Below are 19,620 nucleotides of genomic sequence, written 5' to 3'. Positions count from 1 at the left end.
AGGGGAAGGGCCCGCGATGCTCACGGACGACCAATTGGAGCAGCTTCGATACAAGGGCGAGGGCTCGGATCTGGACTACAAGGCCGATCGCTACCCGTTCGCGTCCGCCACGGAAGATGCGAAGTCAGAGCTGTTGAAAGACATTCTGGCCATGGCCAATGCCCACCGAGACGGCACCGCCTACATCCTGATCGGTTTCAAGGAGAACTCACCGCATCCTGCTGAAGTGGTGGGTGTCCCTGCAGAGGGGGCAATCGATGATTCCAGAATCCAGCAGTTCGTTAATGAGAAGCTGGAGAGCAAGCTGGACTTCCGCTATGAAGAGCGGATCTTCGACGGGAAGCACGTTGCAGTCCTTGCTATACCTAAGCAGTCACGGCCTTTCTATCTGAAGAAGCCCTACGGGAAGCTGCTTAAGGATACCGTTTACATCCGGCGGGGAAGTTCGACTGGTGTAGCTTCCCCACGTGAAGTGGCCATGATGGGTGCTGGCAACGCCATCCGGCCACCGGCCAAGATTGACCTCGAGCTCAAAGGGGATGACAACCTTCCATTGGCTCAGAGCTTCCAACTGGTGTTCTACGAGTCATCCTCTCCATTTCCTGACTTCAGCACGGAAGAGCGGTCATATGATCCCTTCGACCGATCGTCCATTTTCATCAAGACTCATGAAGACAATCGGGAGTTCTGGAGAGATGCCGCTGAGCATCTGTTCCTGCAAAGCCGCCTTGTGCCGGTTCGTGTCAAAGTGACAAACCGATCAGAGTTCGCCTTGAGCGGTGCCAAGCTTGAGATTTGGGCAAGCGCTCCTGGTGAAACGGCAGTCGAACTTGATCTGGTGGATGATCTGCCCGAGATGCCCACGCCGAGGTGGAACATCATGGATCGACAGATGAGGCACATGTTGCCCGTGGCTCGGAGCGTGAACCATGCGCCCCAGATGGAAGTGGACACCAAGGAAGGCCATCACGTATGCCGTGTCCGCTTAGGCAACCTGTTGCCTGGTGAGTCTGCGTTCGGGGATGAAGCCTTGGCATTGCTGCCCGCAATTCCAGGCGCTCATCGTCTGAAGATCCGACTGCTTGCGCAGGAGCTCAATCCGCCTTTGAGCTTTGAGCACAGTTTTGAAGTTGAAGGGGTAAGCCAGACCCTCGACGTCGATGGATTGAAGTCACTGGTCTATGAGGCCATCAAAGGAAAGGGAGCCGACTAGGGCTGCATTAGTTTCTCAGCGCGTTCGAGCAGCCGCTGGCGCGCTGAAAGCCATTGATGTGCGAGATCATCCACGTCAGCCTGCACGGCCGCCCGCTCCCCAGGCAGCCATGGCCGAACCTGGCCGGCTTCCACCGCGGCGTCCCGGTGTTCCAGCCGGTGACGGGCTTCCAGCCACCTGGCCTTCGTCTCCGCCTCCCGTGACGCTCGCCGTTTCTCTCGCATGCGCACTGAGCCGGCCTTATCGCTGTATGACCTGATCTGACCATCGCCAGCCAGTGGCCAAGGTGTCTCGTGCGCGCCTTTGCGCCGCTGGCGCACCTGTCGCAAGGTCGGATACCGAGCCTTCCAACTGTTCTGCCCGAACCGCTCGCCGTCGGCGGTGTTGTCCTGGCGCAGGTCGATGACCAGGGCGTGGAGCTCGATGAGCTGCCAGACAGCGGTTTGAAAAACATCTTCAGACACGTCGAAGCCCACCACCTCCCCGTGCTCCACCCATAGGGCTTGGTGCACCTGGCGCAGCAGGGCGGCGGCTTCGTTGCGGGTCGTGAGGGTCCGCTGGCCCACCGGCCAACCCACGAACCATCCGTCCCCATGCCGTTCTACGTAGGCCAGGAACCTGGGGTGCTTCCACCGCTCCTGGAGGAGGGCAAGGACGGTTAAACGCTTGGCGTATTGCCCTGCAGAGGTCAGGTGGTTGTCCGAGCGTTTGAGCACCTTCAGGCGTTCTTCCTTCAGCGCGTTGAGGTGTTCGGTGGGCAGCCGGCCTGCCAGCTCTTCCCACGCCAGAAGGTCGCGCGCGCCGCGTTCAACCGCACAGGCCTTGCAGGCCATCCGCAGGTTTGACGGTTCGACGGGGCCGCCCTGGTTGAACGGAACGAGGGGTGACAGACCCCACGACTGCCGCCGGCTCACATCGATGGGCGAGCAGCAGAACGCACACGTCGGGTTGTCTTGTCGCCGCAGCAGGTCGAGCGCCCACCGGGGGTTATCGGCAGCACGGGCGCGGTGTTTCTCCAGCACCCGTTGGGCGAATGCCTGGAAGTCGGAGGTGGTCATGGGGTGGCCTCCAACGAACTGCATGCGATCAGGAGTGGGGTGTCATTGATGGGGCGCGAGCACTTCAGCAGCCCCCTCAATCGCCTGACTAAAACGATAAGACGCGCGGAATTCCGAGATGCGTTTCGGTTTGCGAGGGCGACTGCTCCCATGTGACTAAAACGCCCCGCACGGTGCATCCAGCGTCCCCCAACTGGTTTGACTAAAACGATTGCCTCACCGGTTTTCGAGTGCAGCGCCGATGGGTTGCGGTGGTCACGGACGAGGGTTGGCCGGCGAGAAGAAACGGGTGGCCGAACGAACGCAACTGGCTTTCCGTGCGAGGGGCGGCGGAAGGCGAGAGGGGCAGGGGAGCGTGGGGTCTGGGAAGGCATGGCGTGAACGAGGGGAGAGATGAACCGGTTGGGGGGATGCACCACCAATACCTCTGCACTGGGGAATCGCAAGGGGTGGCGAAAAGCAACGGCAACAGCTCCACGTCGGTTGAAGCAGTGTCGGCCCAGGCACCGAAGCAGAAGCCTGGAGGGTGCCCTGGACTCGTCATACACATGACGCACTGAAGTGGGTGTGCGCTTCGCGCCCAAAAATCGGTGTCACGACGGGCGAAAGCTCAATGCAATCAAGGCTTGACCGTGTCACCAGGCCGTGGTGACAGCGTCAGAGGTTGTTAGCTCGTTTCACCCATGTTTTTCAGGCTCCTGCGGTGGGGCCTTGCCAACTCCCAGATTCGCGGTAGAGGTGGAGTAATCCAGAAACGGAGTTACTCAACCCATGGCGTTCGTTCGTCAAAACGTAAATCTCGACCGTGAACAGCTGAAGGTTGCCCGACGTCTTGCACGTGAGAGTGGGGTTCCGTTCAACGCTTACGTGCGCGATGCCGTCGAGCGGCACAACGCGGGCGTCACCCTGACGAGTGCGATGGAGAACTCGAACGCCCACCTGGAGTTCCTGCTTGATCAGCTGCGGGAGGAGAACGCGACGATGCGCCGCTCCCTTCAGCTGGACCACCAACGGCTGCGCGACGAGATGAAGGCCGAGCAGGCCCAGGCCATCGAACGCTACGAAGAAGCGCTTCGCCGTGTCCTCTCCGCTGCGATCGCTCCCACAGCACCCAGCAAGGCCTCGGTCAAGACGCCCGCGGCCAATCCCATGCTCTCCCCCCGCGTCTGACCCTTCCCCCACTACTAGGAGATCCATCCCATGAAACGTCGCTCCCTCACCCTGACCGTGTGCCTGGTCGCCTGCCTTCCGTGGGCAGTCCCGCTGCAGGCCCTGGCCCAAACCACTCCCTCTCAAGTCGGCAACACCGAGGACGCCAAACCTAAGTCCGACAAGAAGCGCTTGTTCAAGGCCGGTGGCATCGGCTGCGTGGCCGGCGGTGCACTCGCTTTTGTCACCGGCAAGAAGGACAAGGCCCTGGCCGCTTGCGCTGCAGGTGCAGCCGTGGGCGCCACCGCGTCATACGTGAAGCAGCAGCGCGAGCACGCCGAGGAAGCCGCTGACGCCGCGCGTGCTGCTGGCATGAAGGCCGAGGTCGTGACGAAGACCGAGACCGTCGAAGGCAAGCAAGAGGCGGTGCTGGATTCGCTGCGCTTGAACTACGACCCCACCGACATGAAGCAGCTGGGCAGCAACACCCAGGCGTTCCTCGACAAGTTCGCCGGCCTGCTGACCAAGTCGACCAACGGGCTCACGGTCGTGTTCCAGGGCACCGACAAGGCCGCCTGCCAGGTGCCCATCGTAGAGCTCGCCAAGCGCGGTGCGCTCTCGAAGGTGACGGTGGACGACCGCTGCGGCAAGGGTGAGCACGTAATCACCGTCACGCCGGTGCCCGACGTCCGTTGAGCCGCCTGCCCGGGTGGCCTCGCGATGCCCGGGCTTCCTTCCCCATCACCCAGGAGATCCCATGACCCCCGAAGAACTGATCCGCAAGCGCAAGCGCGATGAGCTGCTCAAGCGCGCCAATGCCGCGCAACCAACCACGCCCACCGATGGGGAGCAGTTGGTGTCCGAGAACACCAAGGAGACATTGAAGGCCGCCGGTCACTGGGCAGGGATGATCGGCAAGCGCGCTGCCGAGTTGACCCAGAAGGGGGCGCTCGCTGCCGCAGAGAAGGCAAGGGAGGTCAAGGCGACCGTTGACGCCAAGCTAGCCAAGGCCGCGGAAGAACGGGTTGAAGCTGCGGAAGAAGATACGTCGAGCCCCAAGACGGTCCAACTGGCTGAAGTCGAGGTGTCGACACAGTTGTTGAAGAGCGAGCGGGCGGGTTCTGTCTTGGTGGGCGGCATGTCTCTGAACGTTGTGCATGTTGATGGGGAGGTATGGGAGGACAAAGCACCCTTCACCGAAACTGCAGCCGAAGACGTGGTCGAGGGGTTGTCTGTCCAGGAGCCAGCGGCAATTGATGGTGAAACAGATGAGGTTGAGGTGATCGAAGCAACTCTCGACGCCGCACCGATTGAACAACTGCCGGTCGTGGAAGCGCCTGGATTGGCACCGGAGGTGGGCGCTCTTTCGGACCAGCCAGCAGATGGTGTGGAAGAGCCCCAAGTGACCGATGACGTTTTGAATGGGCAGAGCGAGTTGGCTCTCAGTGCTGTTGAGGAGCCTAGTCATTCACCTGACCCCACGGCTCCAGATGGGCCGCAAGTGTCCTTGCAGTCTAGGCCCCGCTCTAGTTGGCCCTGGGTCGTGGGCGGCGTTGTGGCGGTGGCATTGGTCGCTGGGGCGATCAATTTCCTGCAAGGGAAGGACGACCAGCCGCCGCCGAGCGCACCCGCTCCCGTGGCACACGTTGCCACTCCGGTTGTTCCCGAACAGGTGCCTGAGGTGCTGGAAGCCCCCGTGGTCGCGCCAGCGCCAGCAGTGCTTCCAGAACAGGCCAGGCCGGAGCACACGATCGAGAAGCCTGAGCCTGTCGCCGCTCCCCTGGTGAAGGCGCCAGCGCCGATTGCTACCCAGTCCATGCCTGCGCGGAAACTCGCGTCCGCCCCCTTGCCGAAGAAGGCCCCTGCACCAGCCGCGGAGCAGAAGAACGACTGGCAGCAAAAGGCGAGCAACGATTTGGATGCCTGGGCGGAGAAGTCCGGGATCAAGTGACCCCCTTGCCAACTCGCCGATTCGATCTAGAAAGAAGTGACCTACTCATCATTCAAGGGGGAAACATGTTCCAGTGGCTTTTCACGCAATACCGGGAACCAGGAAAGCTCCACTTCGGCTCGAAGTGGATGAGCCTTCATGGGCGACTGTTCATTGGCAGCCCGGAGTCGCTGGGCATGGGTCATCTGAGTGAGCCCGTGAGGCGCTCGTTCTATTACCTGCGCGCCGATCGCGTGCCGCCGGTGGACAACGATGCGGCTTACGAGGCCTGGACCAAGGACCGGCTCTACGCGAGTCAGGTGGAGCAGGTGGCGGAGCGCTGGGTAGCCCAAGCGGGCTTCCTGGTTGTGGCGCCGTTGTGTGCGGTGCTGGCCGTCCTGGCCCATTGGCTTGGCAACTGAAGGAGGATCTAAGACATGGCTTTGAACATCAACATTCTGAGTGCCATCGACTGGACGACCGGCCTGGGACGCAAGTTCCGTCGCGAAAACAACGAAGGAGTGCGCAGTCGCGTTCTGGACGTTCCGGCGGAGGACGCCAAGCTGGCTGCCGAGCGCGGTGCGGTTTGGAGCGAGGAGCGGAACGCGTTCGTGGTTCCTGAAGGCAAGAGCGAGGACGACTTCCGCAAGTGGTGGCCCAAGGCCCTCCGCCGCAAGGACAACGAGGGCGCGACCATTCGTGAATCCATCATCGTCCAGTCGAATGCGCAGTTCGAGAACCTGGTCGGACGTTTCGACCTGAGCGATAGGGTGCGTAGCCGCGTCTTGGACGTTCCGTCGGAGGACACCCAACTGGCTGCCGAGTGCGGTGCGGTCTGGAACGAGGAGCAGAACGCGTTCATGGTTCCTGAAGGCATGAGCGAGGACGACTTCCGTGTGTGGTGGCCCAAGGTCCCCGAAGATCTGCGCGACAGCCAGTCCCGCATCACCATCACCAAGGACGGGCGCCGTGCCGAGGGCTTCCTGCAGGGCAACGACATGGGTCAGGGCAACGACAGCATTGCCACTCCCCTGATGTATCTGGCGTTTCCCGCCATCGGCGCTATGACCTTGTTTCTGGTCTCATGGATCGGCTGGGCTGGGAACTCTGAGGGGGCTTCGGAAGCGCTTCCCGATCCGACCTCTTGGATCGCCTTGCTGGGCTTGGCTTTCTTATTGACCATTCCTTACTTCATCGCCTTGAAGCAGGGCGAAAGCATGAAGGAGGCACTGAAGGCGCTGGTGCTGCTCCAGTGGATTCCGATGGGAATGGCCAGCATGTCCAAGCTGAGCGGTGTTGGCCTGGGAGGCGCAGCTGCCGGGTCGGCAGGTTTCGAGGCTTACATGGCTTTCTTCAACAAGGCCCTGATGATCGGCTTTGGCCTGGTGGGTGTGATCTTGGTTGTCTGCTGGGTCGCTGCGGCCTCTCATCCCCACCGTGGGGTCATCGGCGGCACCGCCGCCCGGTTCATCCAAGCGATGAAGTGGGTGGGTGTCATCCTTGGAGCGTTGCTGGTGTCCAAGTTCCTGCCGTGGGGCTTGGGGGATGCCGTTCCTTTCGTGCTGGCCTGCATGTATGCCATGCAATTCACCGAGGGCAACTTCGTTCAGACCGGCGCACGCCTCTGTCTGCAGAACAACGACAACAACTTGGGCACACAAGGCGCCTTGGTCACCTCACACGTCAAGGCGCGCGAGCAGCAGGCCCAGAACGCTCTGAAGGACACGACTCCGCTGATGGCCGTGGCCCGTGCCCTAGGTCACCTGACCGACAAGGGGTTTGGCTACTCCCCCGACCTGGGCACCGTGATGATGCTGTCTTGGAAAGACGCCACCCAAGGCTTGATCATCTTCGGCGCCATCGGTTCGGGCAAGTCCTACAGCCTGATGCGCCCGCTGGCGAGGCGATACCGCCGTGCGGCGGAGGCCATCGCTCGCAAGCAGGGCAAGAAGAGCACGGCGGGAGGTGCGCTCATCGCCGACGGCAAGGACGGCGCGATCATCACCGACCTGGAAGGCTTGTTCGACATCGTGGTGAAGCCAGGCCTGTCCGTCGGCCCTTACGAGGGATTGGAGCCGGATCAGATCGTGAAGGCGTTGCGTGGTGCGTCCGGTGGCGTCGTGGACGAGAAGTCCAAATTGTGGTCCGACGGTGGCGATGCGTTCCTCTACCACACGGGGATCATCCTGAAGGCTCTGGTCGAGCACGAGAAGGTTTACCGTGCTTGGTGCATGGCCAAGATCTCCGGGTTGGAACAATCCCACCTGCTCTTGCAGCTCGAAGAGCGCAAGCTCCGCAAGCTGGGGCAGGACACCGCCGAGGTGGAAGAACGGTTGGCCGAGGTGGTCCAAGAGATGGGACTCTACTCCTGCGTGATCGAATCCGATCGCGGTTGGGCCTACACCCCCATGCATCACGCCAAGCTGCTCTCTAGCGTCGAGCGTGTCATCCCGACGGGGACGCTTCCCAAGCCCAACCCGAAGATCATGGAAGTGGTCAAGTATCTGGGCCTGGAAGAGCCAGACATCAGCATGGACGAGGAGGGCCGTGCTGCGCATGCCGCTTATCTGGCCGCTTTCCGGAAGCGCCAGCAGAACGAGCCGCAAACGATCCACCCGGATCTTAAGCGTCCCATGTCCCAGCTTCAGAGCTCCCTCGAATGGGCGTTGCTGGAAGTGCCGGCCATGAACGCCGAGCAGCGTCAGTCGTTCACGCTGAACTCCCGTGGGTTGCTGGAAAAGCTGTTGCGGGGTGAAAAGCTCCGCGACGCCAACGACATCCCCTGGCACTCGATCGAGAAGGGCGAGGTGGACGTTTCGAAGGCCCTCTACGGCGCGATGGTGGGCCTGTTCCTGCCACCCACCCAATACGGTGAAGCGGGCGAGATGATGATGCGCTTGCTGAAGCAGCGGGTCACGAACGGCATCCAGGCGCGCGGTGCGCATGGCGAGAAGTGGCGAGAAGCATTGCCTGGCCAGGTCGAGGTCATGCTGATGATGGACGAGGCGCACCTGCTGATCACCGCCGACGACACGAAGCTCTTCTCCATCTCCCGTTCGCTGGGGCTGTTGCCCGTGTTGGCGACGCAAGGGTTTGAGAGCTTGGAGGACGCGTTTGGCAGCCGCACGCGGGCAGAGTTGCTGGCCAACACCATGCAGTCGTTGGTCGCCCTGAAGTGCTCCTTCAACACCGTGGAGTATCTGATCAAGCGGTTCGGCGAAGCCATGTTGACCACCTTCAAGCAGAAGACGCGTGGCATCGACTACAAGGGCGGGCTGGACAACTACCGTCACTCGGTGTTGAACGACCCTAACCACCCCCACGCAGCTGTCTTCGACAAGATGCGCTTGGAAGGTGCAGGCCGCCTGACCGCACTCCGTGTGGACCCGGCTACCGGTCACACGTGGCGAATTGGCGGCGAAGACGTCATCGGGCAAGGGGAGTTGGCCCGTGACATCGACATGCCTACGGGTGGCAAGCGCGAGGTCCAACCCCTCTTCCGCAAGGAAGAGTATCCGGCCCTGCTGGAACCCCGCGGCCACGCCATCGTTGCCTTGAACCGCGCCGGCCACAAGCGCATCGACCTGGCCGAGCTGGTTCCTGACCTGGACTAACGGAGAACGGCGAGGGGGCGAACCCCCTTGCCAACTCGCCGGATTGATCAACCATCAACCAATCCCCCACTGGAGACCCCCACATGAGCGACACCCTTACCCAACCCATGGAAACCCTGGACGACCTGCGCACCCTGCGGGCACAACGCAACGAGAAGCTGTTGGGCGACCGCCCACCCTTCCAGAAAGAAGAGGCCAGGGCGGCCTACGATCAGTCCGTCAACAAGGACCAGCAGGTCATCGAGGAGCGCCGGCAGCGTTTGCTGGATTGGGCCGAGAAGGCCAGCCCGGAGCAGATCGAGGCCCTGCAGAAGAAGATTCAGGAGGCCGACAAGGCCAAGGCTGAAAGCCAACCCGACAACCAGCACGAACAAGTGGCCTTTCAGACGGTCCAGCAGTGGCGCCAGCAGCGTCAGGGGGAAGAGCAACGCCCTCCGATGCTGACCCGTGAACAGCAGAAGGAGAACGGGCCGGGGCGCTTGGGCTACGCCGAGTATGCCCGAACGGCTCAGAAGGAGGCTGAGTTCATGAAGGACTATGAGAAAAACTTCGACTGGGACAAGCACGAGAAGCAACGCCAGCGGAACGTCTTCAGCCAGTAATTCCTGGTCAAACGACTAAAGTTAAAAACTGCCCGGTTCTTCACAGAATCGGGCTTTTTTGCGACTTGACACCCAGTTCTGGTGTGGTTTCCTGAAGGTGTAACAAGAGTAGACCGACCTACTCATAAAATACCAACCCAGGAGACCGACATGTTGATTGAAGCCCTCAAAGATTTCGCTTTCGAGAACCTCGTTCCTGTTGTAGTTGCCGGATTCCTCTTGGTGGCGATGTTCATCGCCGCATCCATGTGGTTCCCTGCTGCAATCCCACACTTGCTGAAAGCCGTGATTGGTGGGTTCGTCTTTGCCGTCGGCATCATCTACGTTTCTAAATGCTCCTTCGACTAACTGGCAGTGTGTTCCGTCGTTGTCGCATTTACGTCCGACAGAGCATCCGCCGGTTCGATGGCGACGAGTTCATGTTCTGGCTTCACCCCCTCTGGGTCATCACAGTGATGGTCTGGATGATCTTGGCACCCATCCCGGGATGACCATCGTTCCGAACGGTGAAGCTTCACAAGGGTCAGTAGTCCGGTAATGCAGCCGGGGCAGTCTGTAAAACTGATGGCATCGCGTCCCCTGTAGGTTCAAGTCCTACCTGACCCACCAACGCTGAGGTTGGCCTTTCGCTTGACGGACGCGGATTCGTCTTTACAACCATGGGGATGGACCCCCGTGAATCTCTCCAGCACCAATTGCGCCGCCTGGGCCTCCACCGAACAGAGGTCCTGGTGGACGCCTTGTTGCGTGAGTTCGGCACCGAGCAGCAGCACGCTTCAGTCGTCCTAGCCCGCGTCCACGCGTTGAGCCTGGCCCCCGTCGAGGGGCGAAGCGGCGACCTCGTCTGGCAGGTGAGGAAAGGCGACTACGACCGGGCTACCCAGGTTGACCTCCGTTGGGGGCTTCACCGCTTGACCTTCGACACTCCCGAGAACGCCTCGACCCTAGACATGGTTAGGGCCTTCGAGCGGCGGCTAGGCGACAAGAATGAACCCATGGCGTTCAGTGCCATCGCAGATCACGTTTCTCGCCTTACCCCTAGCCAGCACACGGGGTTGTTCCATGACCTGGCTATGGCTGCTGAAGAGGCCAGCGCACAACAGGACGACGCCCAATGCCTCAGAGACAACGCTCCATGGCAAGCCTGGCTCACCGGGGCTTCGCGAGCGGGGCACGAAGCGGCTTTACTGGCCTGCATCGGCATGGGCGCCAGCGTGCGCATGCCCGACGCCAGTGGGAACACGCCGCTCCATCACGCAGCCCGCTTCGGGCATGCCCACCTGATCAAGCCCTTGGTGGATGCCGGGGCCGACGTTTCGGCGTTGAACGGGCAGGGCTGGGCACCGCTCCACCTCGCATCGCTCCACAGGCACGCCCGCGCCTGCGACCAACTGATGCGCAACGGTGCCGACGCCGAGCAGCCCGGCTGGCGAGGACGCACCCCCACGCGGATGCACCAGCGTGAGCGCAGCTATGAGCAAGCCCAAGCACTATGACGCCCTGGGTGAGGTGCCCGGCAGCGTCGCACCGTCCCAACCGGTCCGCTACTGGCACCGCGCCTTGCTCGGCGGCGGATTCACGTTCGGGGTGGTCTACGTCAGCGCCATGGGCGTCGCTTGGTTCATCCCCAACCCGGATGGCCAGCTCATTCGCTTCACCGATGCCCTGAAGGGGGGCCTGGTGACCGGCTACCACTTCCTGACCGCCGGAATCTCGGCTCGTGCTCCGGCACGGGAGTTCATTGAGTTGGTGTCCTTTCACCACCCCTTGGCCACTTGGACCCGCATTGGGGTATCGCTTGTGTTGGCGGGTTACCTAGCCGCGCGCGTGTTCCTCAAGGAAGCCAAGCCGGTGAGCAACACATGGCACCTGGCGGGTCCGCAATTGCTGGAAGGTCAGGAAGCCATCGTGGAAGCGCGTCGCCGATCACTCACACCCAAGGAGATTGAAGCCGACCCGTTCGCCTTGTCGTTGCATCCCGACCTGGTGTTGTCGAAGAAGCAGTGGGCACGCCACGTGCTCCTCACTGGTTCGGTGGGCTCGGGCAAGAGCGTCATCCTCAAGCACATCCTGGAACAGCTGACACGGATGAAGGGCGCGAAGCTGTTCCTCTACGACATCAAAGGGGATTTCACCTCGATCTTCAAACGGCCCATCATCGTGTCACCGTTCGATTCGCGATCCTACGTATGGGACGTGGCCGCCGACGTGCGCACCCCCACCCAGGCTGCTGCGTTCGCCAATACCATCATCCCCGAGGGGGAAGGCAGCTCGAAGTATTGGCACCTGGCGGCTCAAGAGATTCTGATTGGATGTCTGCGGGAACTGCAGAACACCGTGCCCGAGCAGTGGTCTTGGACGGATCTCGCACGCCTTCTTCGCCGTCCCGCTCCCGCTATGTGCGAGGGCCTGCGCCCCCATTACCCGCGCGGAGCAGCTCTGGTGGTGAACCCCGAGAGCCAGACCACGGCCAGCATCCTTGCGACGCTAGGAGGGTTCACCCGCCTAATCGACGATCTGGCAACCGCCTGGCCCAGCGTCGGCAAGCACCGATTCTCCATCACCAAATGGATCCGAGATGACTACACCGGCCGCAAGCAAGTCATCGTTCAATCCGGCCCAGATCCCACGCTGACCAAAGCCTACATCGCCGCCATGATCAACGTGGCGGTTCCGGATCTCATCGGGCCTGCGCTGCCGGACAACGAAAGCGGGCGAGGGCTCTACTTCGTGTTCGACGAGCTCACCAGTGCAGGACGGCTGAACATCGACCCGTTGCTGGCACTGGGGCGCAGCAAGGGCGTGGTGGCCGTCATGGCGGTCCAGGACCATGCCCAGATCGAACTGGTTTACGGGGAGAAGACCGCTCAGGCGTTCTCATCCCTGGTGGGCACCCATGTGGTGTGCCAGGTGCAGATGGGGGCGACCCGCGACAAGCTGGCCAGCCAGCTCGGCAAGCACAAGATCGCCTGGCGTTCGCACGAGGACAAGGCGCAGGTCCATGAAGAGAGCAGGGCGCTGATCTCCAGTGGGGAGCTGACCGACCGACTGGGCTTCCGCAAGGGCAAGCGCTACGGACCTGAGAAGTGGGGCATTGAGGCGATCGTCCAGATGGGTGGGGACGTGCTCCTGCTCGCATGGCCAGGGAAGACCTACCCGCAGGTGCGCGAAGGGCAGGAGCCTGCAAAGTGGACCACCAAGCCCGCTGGGCCTGTTCAAGGGGATGCGACGCAGTCGACAACGTTGCCGGGCGGTGCGTTTGCCTTCCCTATCACCCAGAGCGGCGTCGAAGACGTCCAGCGCGTGCTGGCCATGACCCCCGAAGAGATCGACGCGCTGTTCAAGCGGTGAGCGGCCTTGCCAACTCTTCGATTTCTGGGACCTTGGATCAGTCAAGGTTTCGGAGCTCCCCATGATCAACTGCACGCGCATCGATGCCCGCGGCCACAACAAGCGCAACGGGAACATGTTCGACTACATGTTGGCCACCGAGCGCCTGTCCATCGACGGCGCCGTGGCCTACTACGCCGGAGGCGGGCCCGATCCCCGCCAGACCCTCAATTGGGGCGGGAGCCTTGCGGCCGAACTGGGCCTGAAAGGTCAGCCGGTCACCCGCGAGGTGATGGAAAAGCTCGGCAAGGGCTTTTCACCCACCGGAAGGCCGTTGTGCCAAAACGCGGGCGAGGAACCCCAACTGGTCATCAAAAGGGACCGCTGGGGCAACGTGCGACTGGATGACGATGGCAAGCCGATGGAGAAGTGGGAGGGCGGCCACCGTGTGGGGTTCGATCTGACCATTTCGGCCCCCGGGGACGTGAGCGTGGCTTTCGCGCTTGCGGATGATCGGGAAAAGGTAGCCATCCTTGAAGCACACCGCCAGGCCTGCGCCGTGGCCATGCACTACATCGAGAGCAAGGTGGAAACACGTCGTGGGGAAGGTGGAGTTGAAGTCATCGACACCCAAGGTCTGGTGTGGACTGCGGCCGACCATGTCAGCAACCGAAACGTGGAGCCGGATCTGCATACCCATCACCTGGTCTACGGGGTTTCAAAAGGCGAGGACGGCAAGTGGGGGACGTTCGACGCCATCGAGCTGTATCGACATCGACATGCGGCAGATCACCTCTACAAGGCCGAGCTCTACACCGCGATGAAAGCGCTGGGATACAACATCCATCGCGAGCGAGAGGTGGACGTCCAGGGGCGCGAGACCGGCCAGATCCTCACCACCCTCGCGGGCATCGATCGCGAACTGGTGCTCCAGGTGAAGACCCGTCGCCAGGAAATCCTCGACTACGTCAAGGAGCACCCCAGCGCCAGCCACGACGAAGCCTGCAAGGCCACCCGCAAGAAGAAGGAAGAACCGCCGTTCGAGCAGGTGGTCAAGGACTGGCAGCAGACCTTCGCCAACATCGCCCAAGAGAACCCGGGGCTGGTGCCTACCACCCGGTCGCTCAAGCAGACCCGTGGCCAGCACCTGGACCCGCATACGTTTGACGAGGTCTTGAAGCGCATGCACGAGAATGAAGCGATGTTCTGCGAACACGACCTAGTCAGGGAGCTGGGGATGGAGTTCGCCGGGCAGAAGAACGCCGAGGAAGTGCTGAAGATGGTCAGGGAGTTCACGCAGCAGGACGACTTGGTCCGTGTGAACGCCGAATACCTCCACGAGGACGATCGGGGCAACCGGCTGGCGCGCAGGCACCGCGAGGATCGGTTCGCCGCGACGTGGATGGTCGAGTGGGAAGCCGAAATCGTTCGACGGGCCAAGGAGCGCGAAAGCGAGACCGATCTCAAAGTGTTCCGCTCCACCGTCGATCGAGAGGTGGCCGCTTACGAGAAGCGAAAAGGATTCACGCTGACCGACGAACAGAAGGCGGCGATCGGCCACCTGACCCATGGAACGGCCGGCGTGGGCGTGATGTCGGGGTTGGCCGGCACGGGCAAGACCACGGTGGCGGAGGTCTACAAGCAGTGCTTCGAAGCGGAAGGAAAGCAGTTGATGGGGCTGGCCGTTGGCGGAAGAGCAGCTGAGAAGCTGGAATTGGAGTCGGGTATGCCCTGCATGACCGTGGCGCGATTCTTCTCCCAGTTGCGTCAGGGCAAGGTGGCCTTGACCAGGAAAGACGTGGTGGTGCTCGACGAAGCCGGCATGGTGGCCACCGGGGACACCCTCAAGCTCATGACCTACTGCCAGAAGGTGGGCTGCAAGCTGATTTTGCAGGGCGATGGCGATCAACTGCAGCCGATCGCGGCCGGCAACGGATTCGAGTTGGCGAAGATGGCCCTGGGCGATGCGAAGCTGACCGAGATCCGCCGGCAGAAGAACGCTGGAGACCTGATCACCGCCAACAGCTTCTACGAGCGCGACCGCCTGGGCAAGGTCAAAGACGTGCGCCGCGGCCACCGCAGCCGCCAGGGCACGCTCGACATGGGGACAGAAACCCTGCGTAACCTCAAGGAGCGCAAGTGTATCGATGACTTCGGCACCGAGAAGCAGGCGATCAAGGCGCTGGTGGACGATTACTTGAAAGACCCCACCCCGTTGAACGAGAAGCTGGTGCTCGGCCACACACGGGCGGAGATCAAGGCGTTGACCGCCGGCATCCGCAAGGGGATGCAGGACAAGGGCGAGCTGGACAAGGAGGAGTTCACGTTTCGCACGATCGTGAAGGGAACGTGGGAAGACCTGACCGTATCGCGCCGCGACCGGGTCATGTTCACCGCGACCAACAACGACCTGGGTGTGATCAACGGCACGGAAGGCACGGTGGAGAGCATTCGCAAGGACAAGGCCGGTGGCTATGACTTGGTGGTGCGCATCGAGTCCACCAATCCGAAGGAAGAAGGCCGCTTGGTGAAGTTCAACACCAGCGAGCACAACGCGCTGGCCCACCGATGGGCGATGACGGTTCACAAGGCGCAGGGGCAGGGCAAGGCAGAGATCTACCACCTGGCGACGAACCTGGGGATGCTGGACCAGCAATCGGCCCTGGTGGCGTTCACGCGCCTGACGAAGGGCAGCTACAGGATGTATACGACCGACGAGGTCAAGGAGCGCTTGGCCGAGCGCTTGGGCACGGAGCGGCACAAGGAAATGGCGCTGAGCGCAGGACTGTCGGAAAGCCAGGCCGCTCCCGTGCGCAACCTGGTCCAGGACGTGGAAAAGCTGCTGGCCGGCTTGAAGCCCAAGCCCGCGATGCCGGTGGAGAAGCAGAAAGGCCCCGTGCTCACCCGGTGACGCAGCGGGCCAGAAGCAAAACGCTGGCCCCCACCAAGATCCACGGCCACCACCGCATACGTTCCGAAGGGCGCCTGCCAGGCGTGCCCAACGTCCATCGACGATGCGCCGCCAACCAGCGCACGTGGGGCGTGGCGCGGCGATGGGGATTGATCACGACGCCAGGAGGCTTGGCGTAGACGCGCCAGCCTTCCTTCGACGCCCTCACGCGCCAAGCCTGCTCGTAGGCCTCGGCTTCCGCCCTGGTCGCCGTCACCACCTCCAGCACATGGAAGCGAAAGGGACGATGCCAGCCGCCCTGGTGTGAGCGGTGTTGCTTCTCCCGCTGCTCCGGGTTCGAGCTCTGGCCGATGTAGCAGCCCCCATCGTCGAACAAGAGGGCGTAAATGGTGCGGGGCAGGGCGTGATACTTCTCGCTACGTCCCAGGTTGTGGCGGTGGGCCATGGTCTCTCCGTGAGTAAAACGACCCACTCACGAATAGATCAGATTCCCGAACTGGCAACCCCTTGCGCGTTCGCCGTGCCGATCTACGGTGGCTTATTGACCACGGGAGAAGAATGTATGGACAACCGATGGATGCGCGCGGCCCGCGTGGGTGACACCGACGAATTGGGCCAGCTCCTGCAGGCGGGCATGGATCCCGGCCGCTACGTGCTGGTCGATCAGGGCATGGTCTCCCCGATGGCCGAGCAGGTGACGGCGCTCCACCTCGCCGCATTCGGGGGCCACCTCGATGCCTGCCGAATGCTAATTGCGAATGGCGCAGAGGTAGATGCGTTGACCTTGCCGACGGAGCGCATGGAAAGCGGAGACACGCCGTTGATGCGCGCCGTTTGGGGCCGCTCGATACCGGTGGCCGAATTGCTGCTGGAGGCGGGCGCGGACGTGGACGACGTCGACGGGATGACAGGCGACACACCCTTGCTGGCCGCGGCCCGATCGGGCCAGCCGACCATGTGCCAACTGCTCCTCGAACACGGAGCGGACCTGGAAGCGTTCAATCAGGACGGCGAGGGGGCCATGGATCTGGCGGCCGACGCCGCAACACTGGAAGTGCTTCGAGCCTGGCGAGCGGCCAAGAAGGCCGAGCGCTTGGCGCTGGCGTGGGCCACGCCTCATTCCGCTCCCGCCCGGCCGAGGCTGTAAGCGCTCAAAAGAAAAGCCCGGGACCAGCCCGGGCTCTTCGTGTGGGTCAGCAGGGAGCGAAGCTCACCGTGCACTGACCTGCGGTGCGGCGAGGAGCTTACCTACGCCAATCCCGATGGTCGTGTCATACGCCACTTTCAGAACCGTGCCGATTGCGGTCTTCAGTGTCAGATTGTTATTGAAATTGCTTGAGTGGTTGTCTGTTTTCATATTCACCTCGCTTGTGTTGTTAAGTTGACCACCAGTCTTGTTTCGGTTGAGGAACCATTCTTTGGCGATTGCCAAGGCAATGGCAGTTGTCGGCATTACCACGACCATCGAGTTAACTAGGGAGTCGAACCCCAGCTCCTCGAATTCGTTAATGGTGATTATAGACGAAAAACTAACAACTTTCAAGCGGGAGATAATGTAAGTAAATAATAAATTCATACATCCGGCAGCAAACAAGGGCCCCGAAGGGCCCCTGCCGAGACGCATCACCTCCTTTATCAACGACCACCAATCCGGATGCCGACCCCGAAGACGGGCTTGTTTCCGCCCCCAAAGGCAGCGCCAACGCTCACGCCAACGCCGTTGTTGAAGCGGCGACTCCAACCGATGGCGGCAGCAGCTCGACCGCCGCTCAAACCCATTCCCATCACAACACCTCCCTCGCCGGGTGTTGCAGCCATATTGGCGAATGCGCCCATCTGCGCTCCGAGCCCGTCCATGCGCTTGTCGGTTCGCTCAAGTCGGCGATCGATCTGAACCCACCGGTCATCGAGGGACTGCTGGAGGTTCCACAGCTGGCCCCCGTTCACTGCATCGGTGGAGCCTTGCGCCACTCGGCCATCAGCCACCTGGGTGACCTGGCGGTAGCCCATGGCCACCTGGTTGGATCCCGTGGTGCGGGTGTTGGCGCCGATGGCCACCGAGTTGGTGTGCGAGGCGCTGGCGTTCACACCCAGAGCCGTGCCGTTCACGCCTGCAGCCGAACCGGTGCCAACCGCCGTGCCGTTTTGCTGAGCCACGGTGGCGGAGCCCACGGCCGTGGCATTGGCATGTTGAGCCTGGGCGTTGTTTCCGAAGGCCGAGGACGCGCGGCCGGAAGCCTGGGCGTTCGGGCCCACAGCAGTGCTGACATGACCGGTGGCCGCAGAGCCCATGCCAGCAGCCAAGCTGGTATCGCGTGCGGTGGCGCCCTGGCCGAACGCGGCGGAACCACGGTCTTGCGCAGTGGCTTGGTCGCCCACAGCGGTGGTTCCACCACCCGTGGCGCTGGAGCGGGGGCCGATGGTGACGGCGCCCGACCCATCCGGACCAGAGTCCGCACGCGCGTCCTCGCCAATGGCCACATCACCGAAGCCTGCTGCAGCGGCGTTCCGACCAGCCGCTACGCCGCCCAGCTTGTCCGCCTGCGCGTTGTCGGACCCGTCGTTGTTGCCGTTGGCGACGAAGTAGGGGTTAGTGCTGTCGCCTTGCGCGTCTTGGCCATCGATGCCATCGCGCCCGTCTTGCCCGGCAGGACCTTGGGGGCCCTCTTGACCGTCCACCCCGTCACGCCCGTCTTGACCGTTGGCGCCCGCAGGCCCTTGCGGACCCACTTCGCCGCGGTCTCCCTTGTCGCCCTTCAGCGATACGAGCCACTCCGCTTCCGTTCCCGCGTAGCCGTTGGAAACGGCGACCTGGTAGGCGCTGGCACCGGCAGGACCGACCGGGCCTTGCGAGCCGCCACCCGGGTTCTGCTCCAGGTTGTGAAGGCGCCCGTCCAGGTCGTAAATGGCGGCCGTGACGTTGGTGTGGGTGTTGCCGCTGGACAGGGTGATGGTCGGCGGCACGAAGACACCGTTGACGAAACCCGCCCCGCCGCCGATGGCGCTGGCCATCGTGTTGAGCTGGCTCACAGAGGCGGCGTCCGTGTCGTAGACGCCGTCAGCCAGGTTGGTCACCCGGCGCTTGAGCGAGCTGTTGCCCAGGGAAACGGTGTTGGCTTCCCCACCGCAATCGCTTGTCGCACCCAAGGCCACGCACCCTTCGGCATCCGCGTTGGACTGGGCGCCCAACGCGGTGGTCGCCGCGGTCACGCCGAGGTGGTGGGTGTTCGTGGCACGGGCGCCGTCACCGATGGCCGCCGCACCAGCGCCTTGAGCGAAGACGTTCTTGCCCACGCCCACGGCACCTTCCATCGCGTTCGACGGGTTGCCGGTCACGCTGCTGTTGCTGCCCAGCACCGTCGCGTTGTTGCCAGAGCTGTTGTGGCCCACCACAACCGTTCCAGCGACGGCGCCTGCCGGCACGTTGACGTCGTTGCCGATGCCGATCGTGCCGTTGCCTCTCACCTTTGCGCGGGTGCCGATGCCAATGGAGCCGAGGGCAGCCTCGCTGTCGGCTCCGATGGCGGTGCAGTCGCCAAACGGGCCTGGCGCGCCCGCCAGGGCGTTTTCGCCCACGGCCACGCAGTTGTTGAAGGCGGTGGCGTTGTCGCCCACCGCGGTGCTTTCGGGATCCACGGCGTTGGCGTTGTCGCCAACCTGGACCTGCGCCATCGCCGTGCCCGAGAAGAGGCAGGCGAGCAGCGCCAAGTGAATGAGGGAGCGTTTCATGGTGGGTATCCTCCGACGAGTAGGGGTGTCTACTCACGAGTAACACGCAGCGGGAAACGCGCAAGGGGGGGTAGAAGAGCTTCC

16 protein-coding genes and 1 tRNA gene are annotated in these 19,620 nt (G+C 62.6%); 13 read left to right on the top strand and 4 right to left on the bottom strand.

Annotated elements, in window-relative coordinates:
• Positions 1-16: 16 nt before the first annotated feature.
• Positions 17-1,213, top strand: coding sequence for an ATP-binding protein (locus tag FHW78_RS15680; RefSeq protein ID WP_183642677.1), 1,197 nt, complete (start codon positions 17-19; stop codon positions 1,211-1,213).
• Here the strand turns inward: FHW78_RS15680 and FHW78_RS15675 are convergent.
• Positions 1,210-2,271, bottom strand: coding sequence for a hypothetical protein (locus FHW78_RS15675; protein WP_183642675.1), 1,062 nt, complete (start codon positions 2,269-2,271; stop codon positions 1,210-1,212). The two genes, FHW78_RS15680 and FHW78_RS15675, sit on opposite strands and share 4 nt — an antisense overlap.
• A gap of 771 nt (positions 2,272-3,042) precedes the next feature.
• Here FHW78_RS15675 and FHW78_RS15670 point away from each other — a divergent pair.
• The 11 genes from FHW78_RS15670 to mobF all read left to right on the top strand — a co-directional run bounded on the left by FHW78_RS15670 (position 3,043) and on the right by mobF (position 15,807).
• Positions 3,043-3,441, top strand: a complete 399-nt coding sequence (locus FHW78_RS15670; RefSeq protein WP_183642671.1) for a hypothetical protein — start codon at positions 3,043-3,045, stop codon at positions 3,439-3,441.
• A 30-nt stretch (positions 3,442-3,471) separates the two neighbouring features.
• Positions 3,472-4,116: a hypothetical protein gene (locus FHW78_RS15665; protein ID WP_183642669.1), complete on the top strand. Its 645-nt coding sequence runs from the start codon at positions 3,472-3,474 to the stop codon at positions 4,114-4,116.
• Between the two features lie 61 nt (positions 4,117-4,177).
• The gene (locus FHW78_RS15660) at positions 4,178-5,371 is read left to right on the top strand and encodes a hypothetical protein (protein ID WP_183642666.1); all 1,194 of its coding nucleotides are present in this window, start codon (positions 4,178-4,180) and stop codon (positions 5,369-5,371) included.
• A 65-nt stretch (positions 5,372-5,436) separates the two neighbouring features.
• Positions 5,437-5,772 (top strand): hypothetical protein, encoded by a 336-nt coding sequence (locus tag FHW78_RS15655; protein WP_183642663.1) that lies wholly within the window; start codon positions 5,437-5,439, stop codon positions 5,770-5,772.
• A 15-nt stretch (positions 5,773-5,787) separates the two neighbouring features.
• Positions 5,788-8,964, top strand: coding sequence for a TraM recognition domain-containing protein (locus tag FHW78_RS15650; protein ID WP_183642660.1), 3,177 nt, complete (start codon positions 5,788-5,790; stop codon positions 8,962-8,964).
• A gap of 83 nt (positions 8,965-9,047) precedes the next feature.
• On the top strand, positions 9,048-9,566 hold the full coding sequence (locus tag FHW78_RS15645) for a hypothetical protein (RefSeq protein ID WP_183642657.1): 519 nt from the start codon (positions 9,048-9,050) through the stop codon (positions 9,564-9,566).
• A 150-nt stretch (positions 9,567-9,716) separates the two neighbouring features.
• Positions 9,717-9,914: a hypothetical protein gene (locus FHW78_RS15640; RefSeq protein WP_183642653.1), complete on the top strand. Its 198-nt coding sequence runs from the start codon at positions 9,717-9,719 to the stop codon at positions 9,912-9,914.
• Positions 9,915-10,086: 172 nt separating this feature from the next.
• Positions 10,087-10,175, top strand: a tRNA-Tyr gene (locus FHW78_RS15635).
• A gap of 122 nt (positions 10,176-10,297) precedes the next feature.
• Entirely contained in the window at positions 10,298-11,062 is a 765-nt protein-coding gene (locus FHW78_RS15630) for an ankyrin repeat domain-containing protein (protein ID WP_343205574.1), read from the top strand.
• On the top strand, positions 11,040-12,917 hold the full coding sequence (locus FHW78_RS15625; protein ID WP_183642647.1) for a helicase HerA-like domain-containing protein: 1,878 nt from the start codon (positions 11,040-11,042) through the stop codon (positions 12,915-12,917). The genes FHW78_RS15630 and FHW78_RS15625 overlap by 23 nt, the downstream gene beginning before the upstream one ends.
• A 61-nt stretch (positions 12,918-12,978) precedes the next feature.
• The gene (gene mobF, locus FHW78_RS15620) at positions 12,979-15,807 is read left to right on the top strand and encodes a MobF family relaxase (protein WP_183642644.1); all 2,829 of its coding nucleotides are present in this window, start codon (positions 12,979-12,981) and stop codon (positions 15,805-15,807) included.
• On the opposite strand, the gene FHW78_RS15615 is transcribed toward mobF, so the two are convergent.
• The gene (locus FHW78_RS15615) at positions 15,797-16,252 is read right to left on the bottom strand and encodes a GIY-YIG nuclease family protein (protein ID WP_183642641.1); all 456 of its coding nucleotides are present in this window, start codon (positions 16,250-16,252) and stop codon (positions 15,797-15,799) included. The two genes, mobF and FHW78_RS15615, sit on opposite strands and share 11 nt — an antisense overlap.
• Positions 16,253-16,369: 117 nt before the next feature.
• On the opposite strand from FHW78_RS15615, the gene FHW78_RS15610 reads away from it, so the two are divergent.
• Positions 16,370-16,954, top strand: a complete 585-nt coding sequence (locus tag FHW78_RS15610; protein WP_183642638.1) for an ankyrin repeat domain-containing protein — start codon at positions 16,370-16,372, stop codon at positions 16,952-16,954.
• 63 nt (positions 16,955-17,017) lie between these two features.
• Here FHW78_RS15610 and FHW78_RS15605 read toward each other — a convergent pair whose 3' ends face one another.
• Positions 17,018-17,434: a hypothetical protein gene (locus FHW78_RS15605; RefSeq protein ID WP_183642634.1), complete on the bottom strand. Its 417-nt coding sequence runs from the start codon at positions 17,432-17,434 to the stop codon at positions 17,018-17,020.
• Between the two features lie 8 nt (positions 17,435-17,442).
• Entirely contained in the window at positions 17,443-19,536 is a 2,094-nt protein-coding gene (locus FHW78_RS15600) for a hypothetical protein (protein ID WP_183642631.1), read from the bottom strand.
• Positions 19,537-19,620 lie beyond the last annotated feature (84 nt).

Origin of the sequence: Pseudoxanthomonas sp. OG2, from assembly GCF_014192765.1 — a bacterium.
GTDB lineage: Bacteria > Pseudomonadota > Gammaproteobacteria > Xanthomonadales > Xanthomonadaceae > Pseudoxanthomonas_A > Pseudoxanthomonas_A beigongshangi.
Note: the sequence above shows the minus strand (reverse complement) of the source record. Positions and strands in the feature narration are given on the sequence as shown.

Excerpts from the sequence above, each read along its gene's own strand:
- FHW78_RS15665 (WP_183642669.1), top strand. The coding sequence starts at position 3,472 with ATGAAACGTCGCTCCCTCACCCTGACCGTGTGCCTGGTCGCCTGCCTT.
- FHW78_RS15600 (WP_183642631.1), bottom strand. The coding sequence starts at position 19,536 with ATGAAACGCTCCCTCATTCACTTGGCGCTGCTCGCCTGCCTCTTCTCG.
- FHW78_RS15650 (WP_183642660.1), top strand. The coding sequence starts at position 5,788 with ATGGCTTTGAACATCAACATTCTGAGTGCCATCGACTGGACGACCGGC.
- FHW78_RS15670 (WP_183642671.1), top strand. The coding sequence starts at position 3,043 with ATGGCGTTCGTTCGTCAAAACGTAAATCTCGACCGTGAACAGCTGAAG.
- mobF (WP_183642644.1), top strand. The coding sequence starts at position 12,979 with ATGATCAACTGCACGCGCATCGATGCCCGCGGCCACAACAAGCGCAAC.
- FHW78_RS15680 (WP_183642677.1), top strand. The coding sequence starts at position 17 with ATGCTCACGGACGACCAATTGGAGCAGCTTCGATACAAGGGCGAGGGC.
- FHW78_RS15675 (WP_183642675.1), bottom strand. The coding sequence starts at position 2,271 with ATGACCACCTCCGACTTCCAGGCATTCGCCCAACGGGTGCTGGAGAAA.
- FHW78_RS15625 (WP_183642647.1), top strand. The coding sequence starts at position 11,040 with ATGAGCAAGCCCAAGCACTATGACGCCCTGGGTGAGGTGCCCGGCAGC.
- FHW78_RS15645 (WP_183642657.1), top strand. The coding sequence starts at position 9,048 with ATGAGCGACACCCTTACCCAACCCATGGAAACCCTGGACGACCTGCGC.
- FHW78_RS15660 (WP_183642666.1), top strand. The coding sequence starts at position 4,178 with ATGACCCCCGAAGAACTGATCCGCAAGCGCAAGCGCGATGAGCTGCTC.
- FHW78_RS15640 (WP_183642653.1), top strand. The coding sequence starts at position 9,717 with ATGTTGATTGAAGCCCTCAAAGATTTCGCTTTCGAGAACCTCGTTCCT.
- FHW78_RS15610 (WP_183642638.1), top strand. The coding sequence starts at position 16,370 with ATGGACAACCGATGGATGCGCGCGGCCCGCGTGGGTGACACCGACGAA.
- FHW78_RS15655 (WP_183642663.1), top strand. The coding sequence starts at position 5,437 with ATGTTCCAGTGGCTTTTCACGCAATACCGGGAACCAGGAAAGCTCCAC.
- FHW78_RS15615 (WP_183642641.1), bottom strand. The coding sequence starts at position 16,252 with ATGGCCCACCGCCACAACCTGGGACGTAGCGAGAAGTATCACGCCCTG.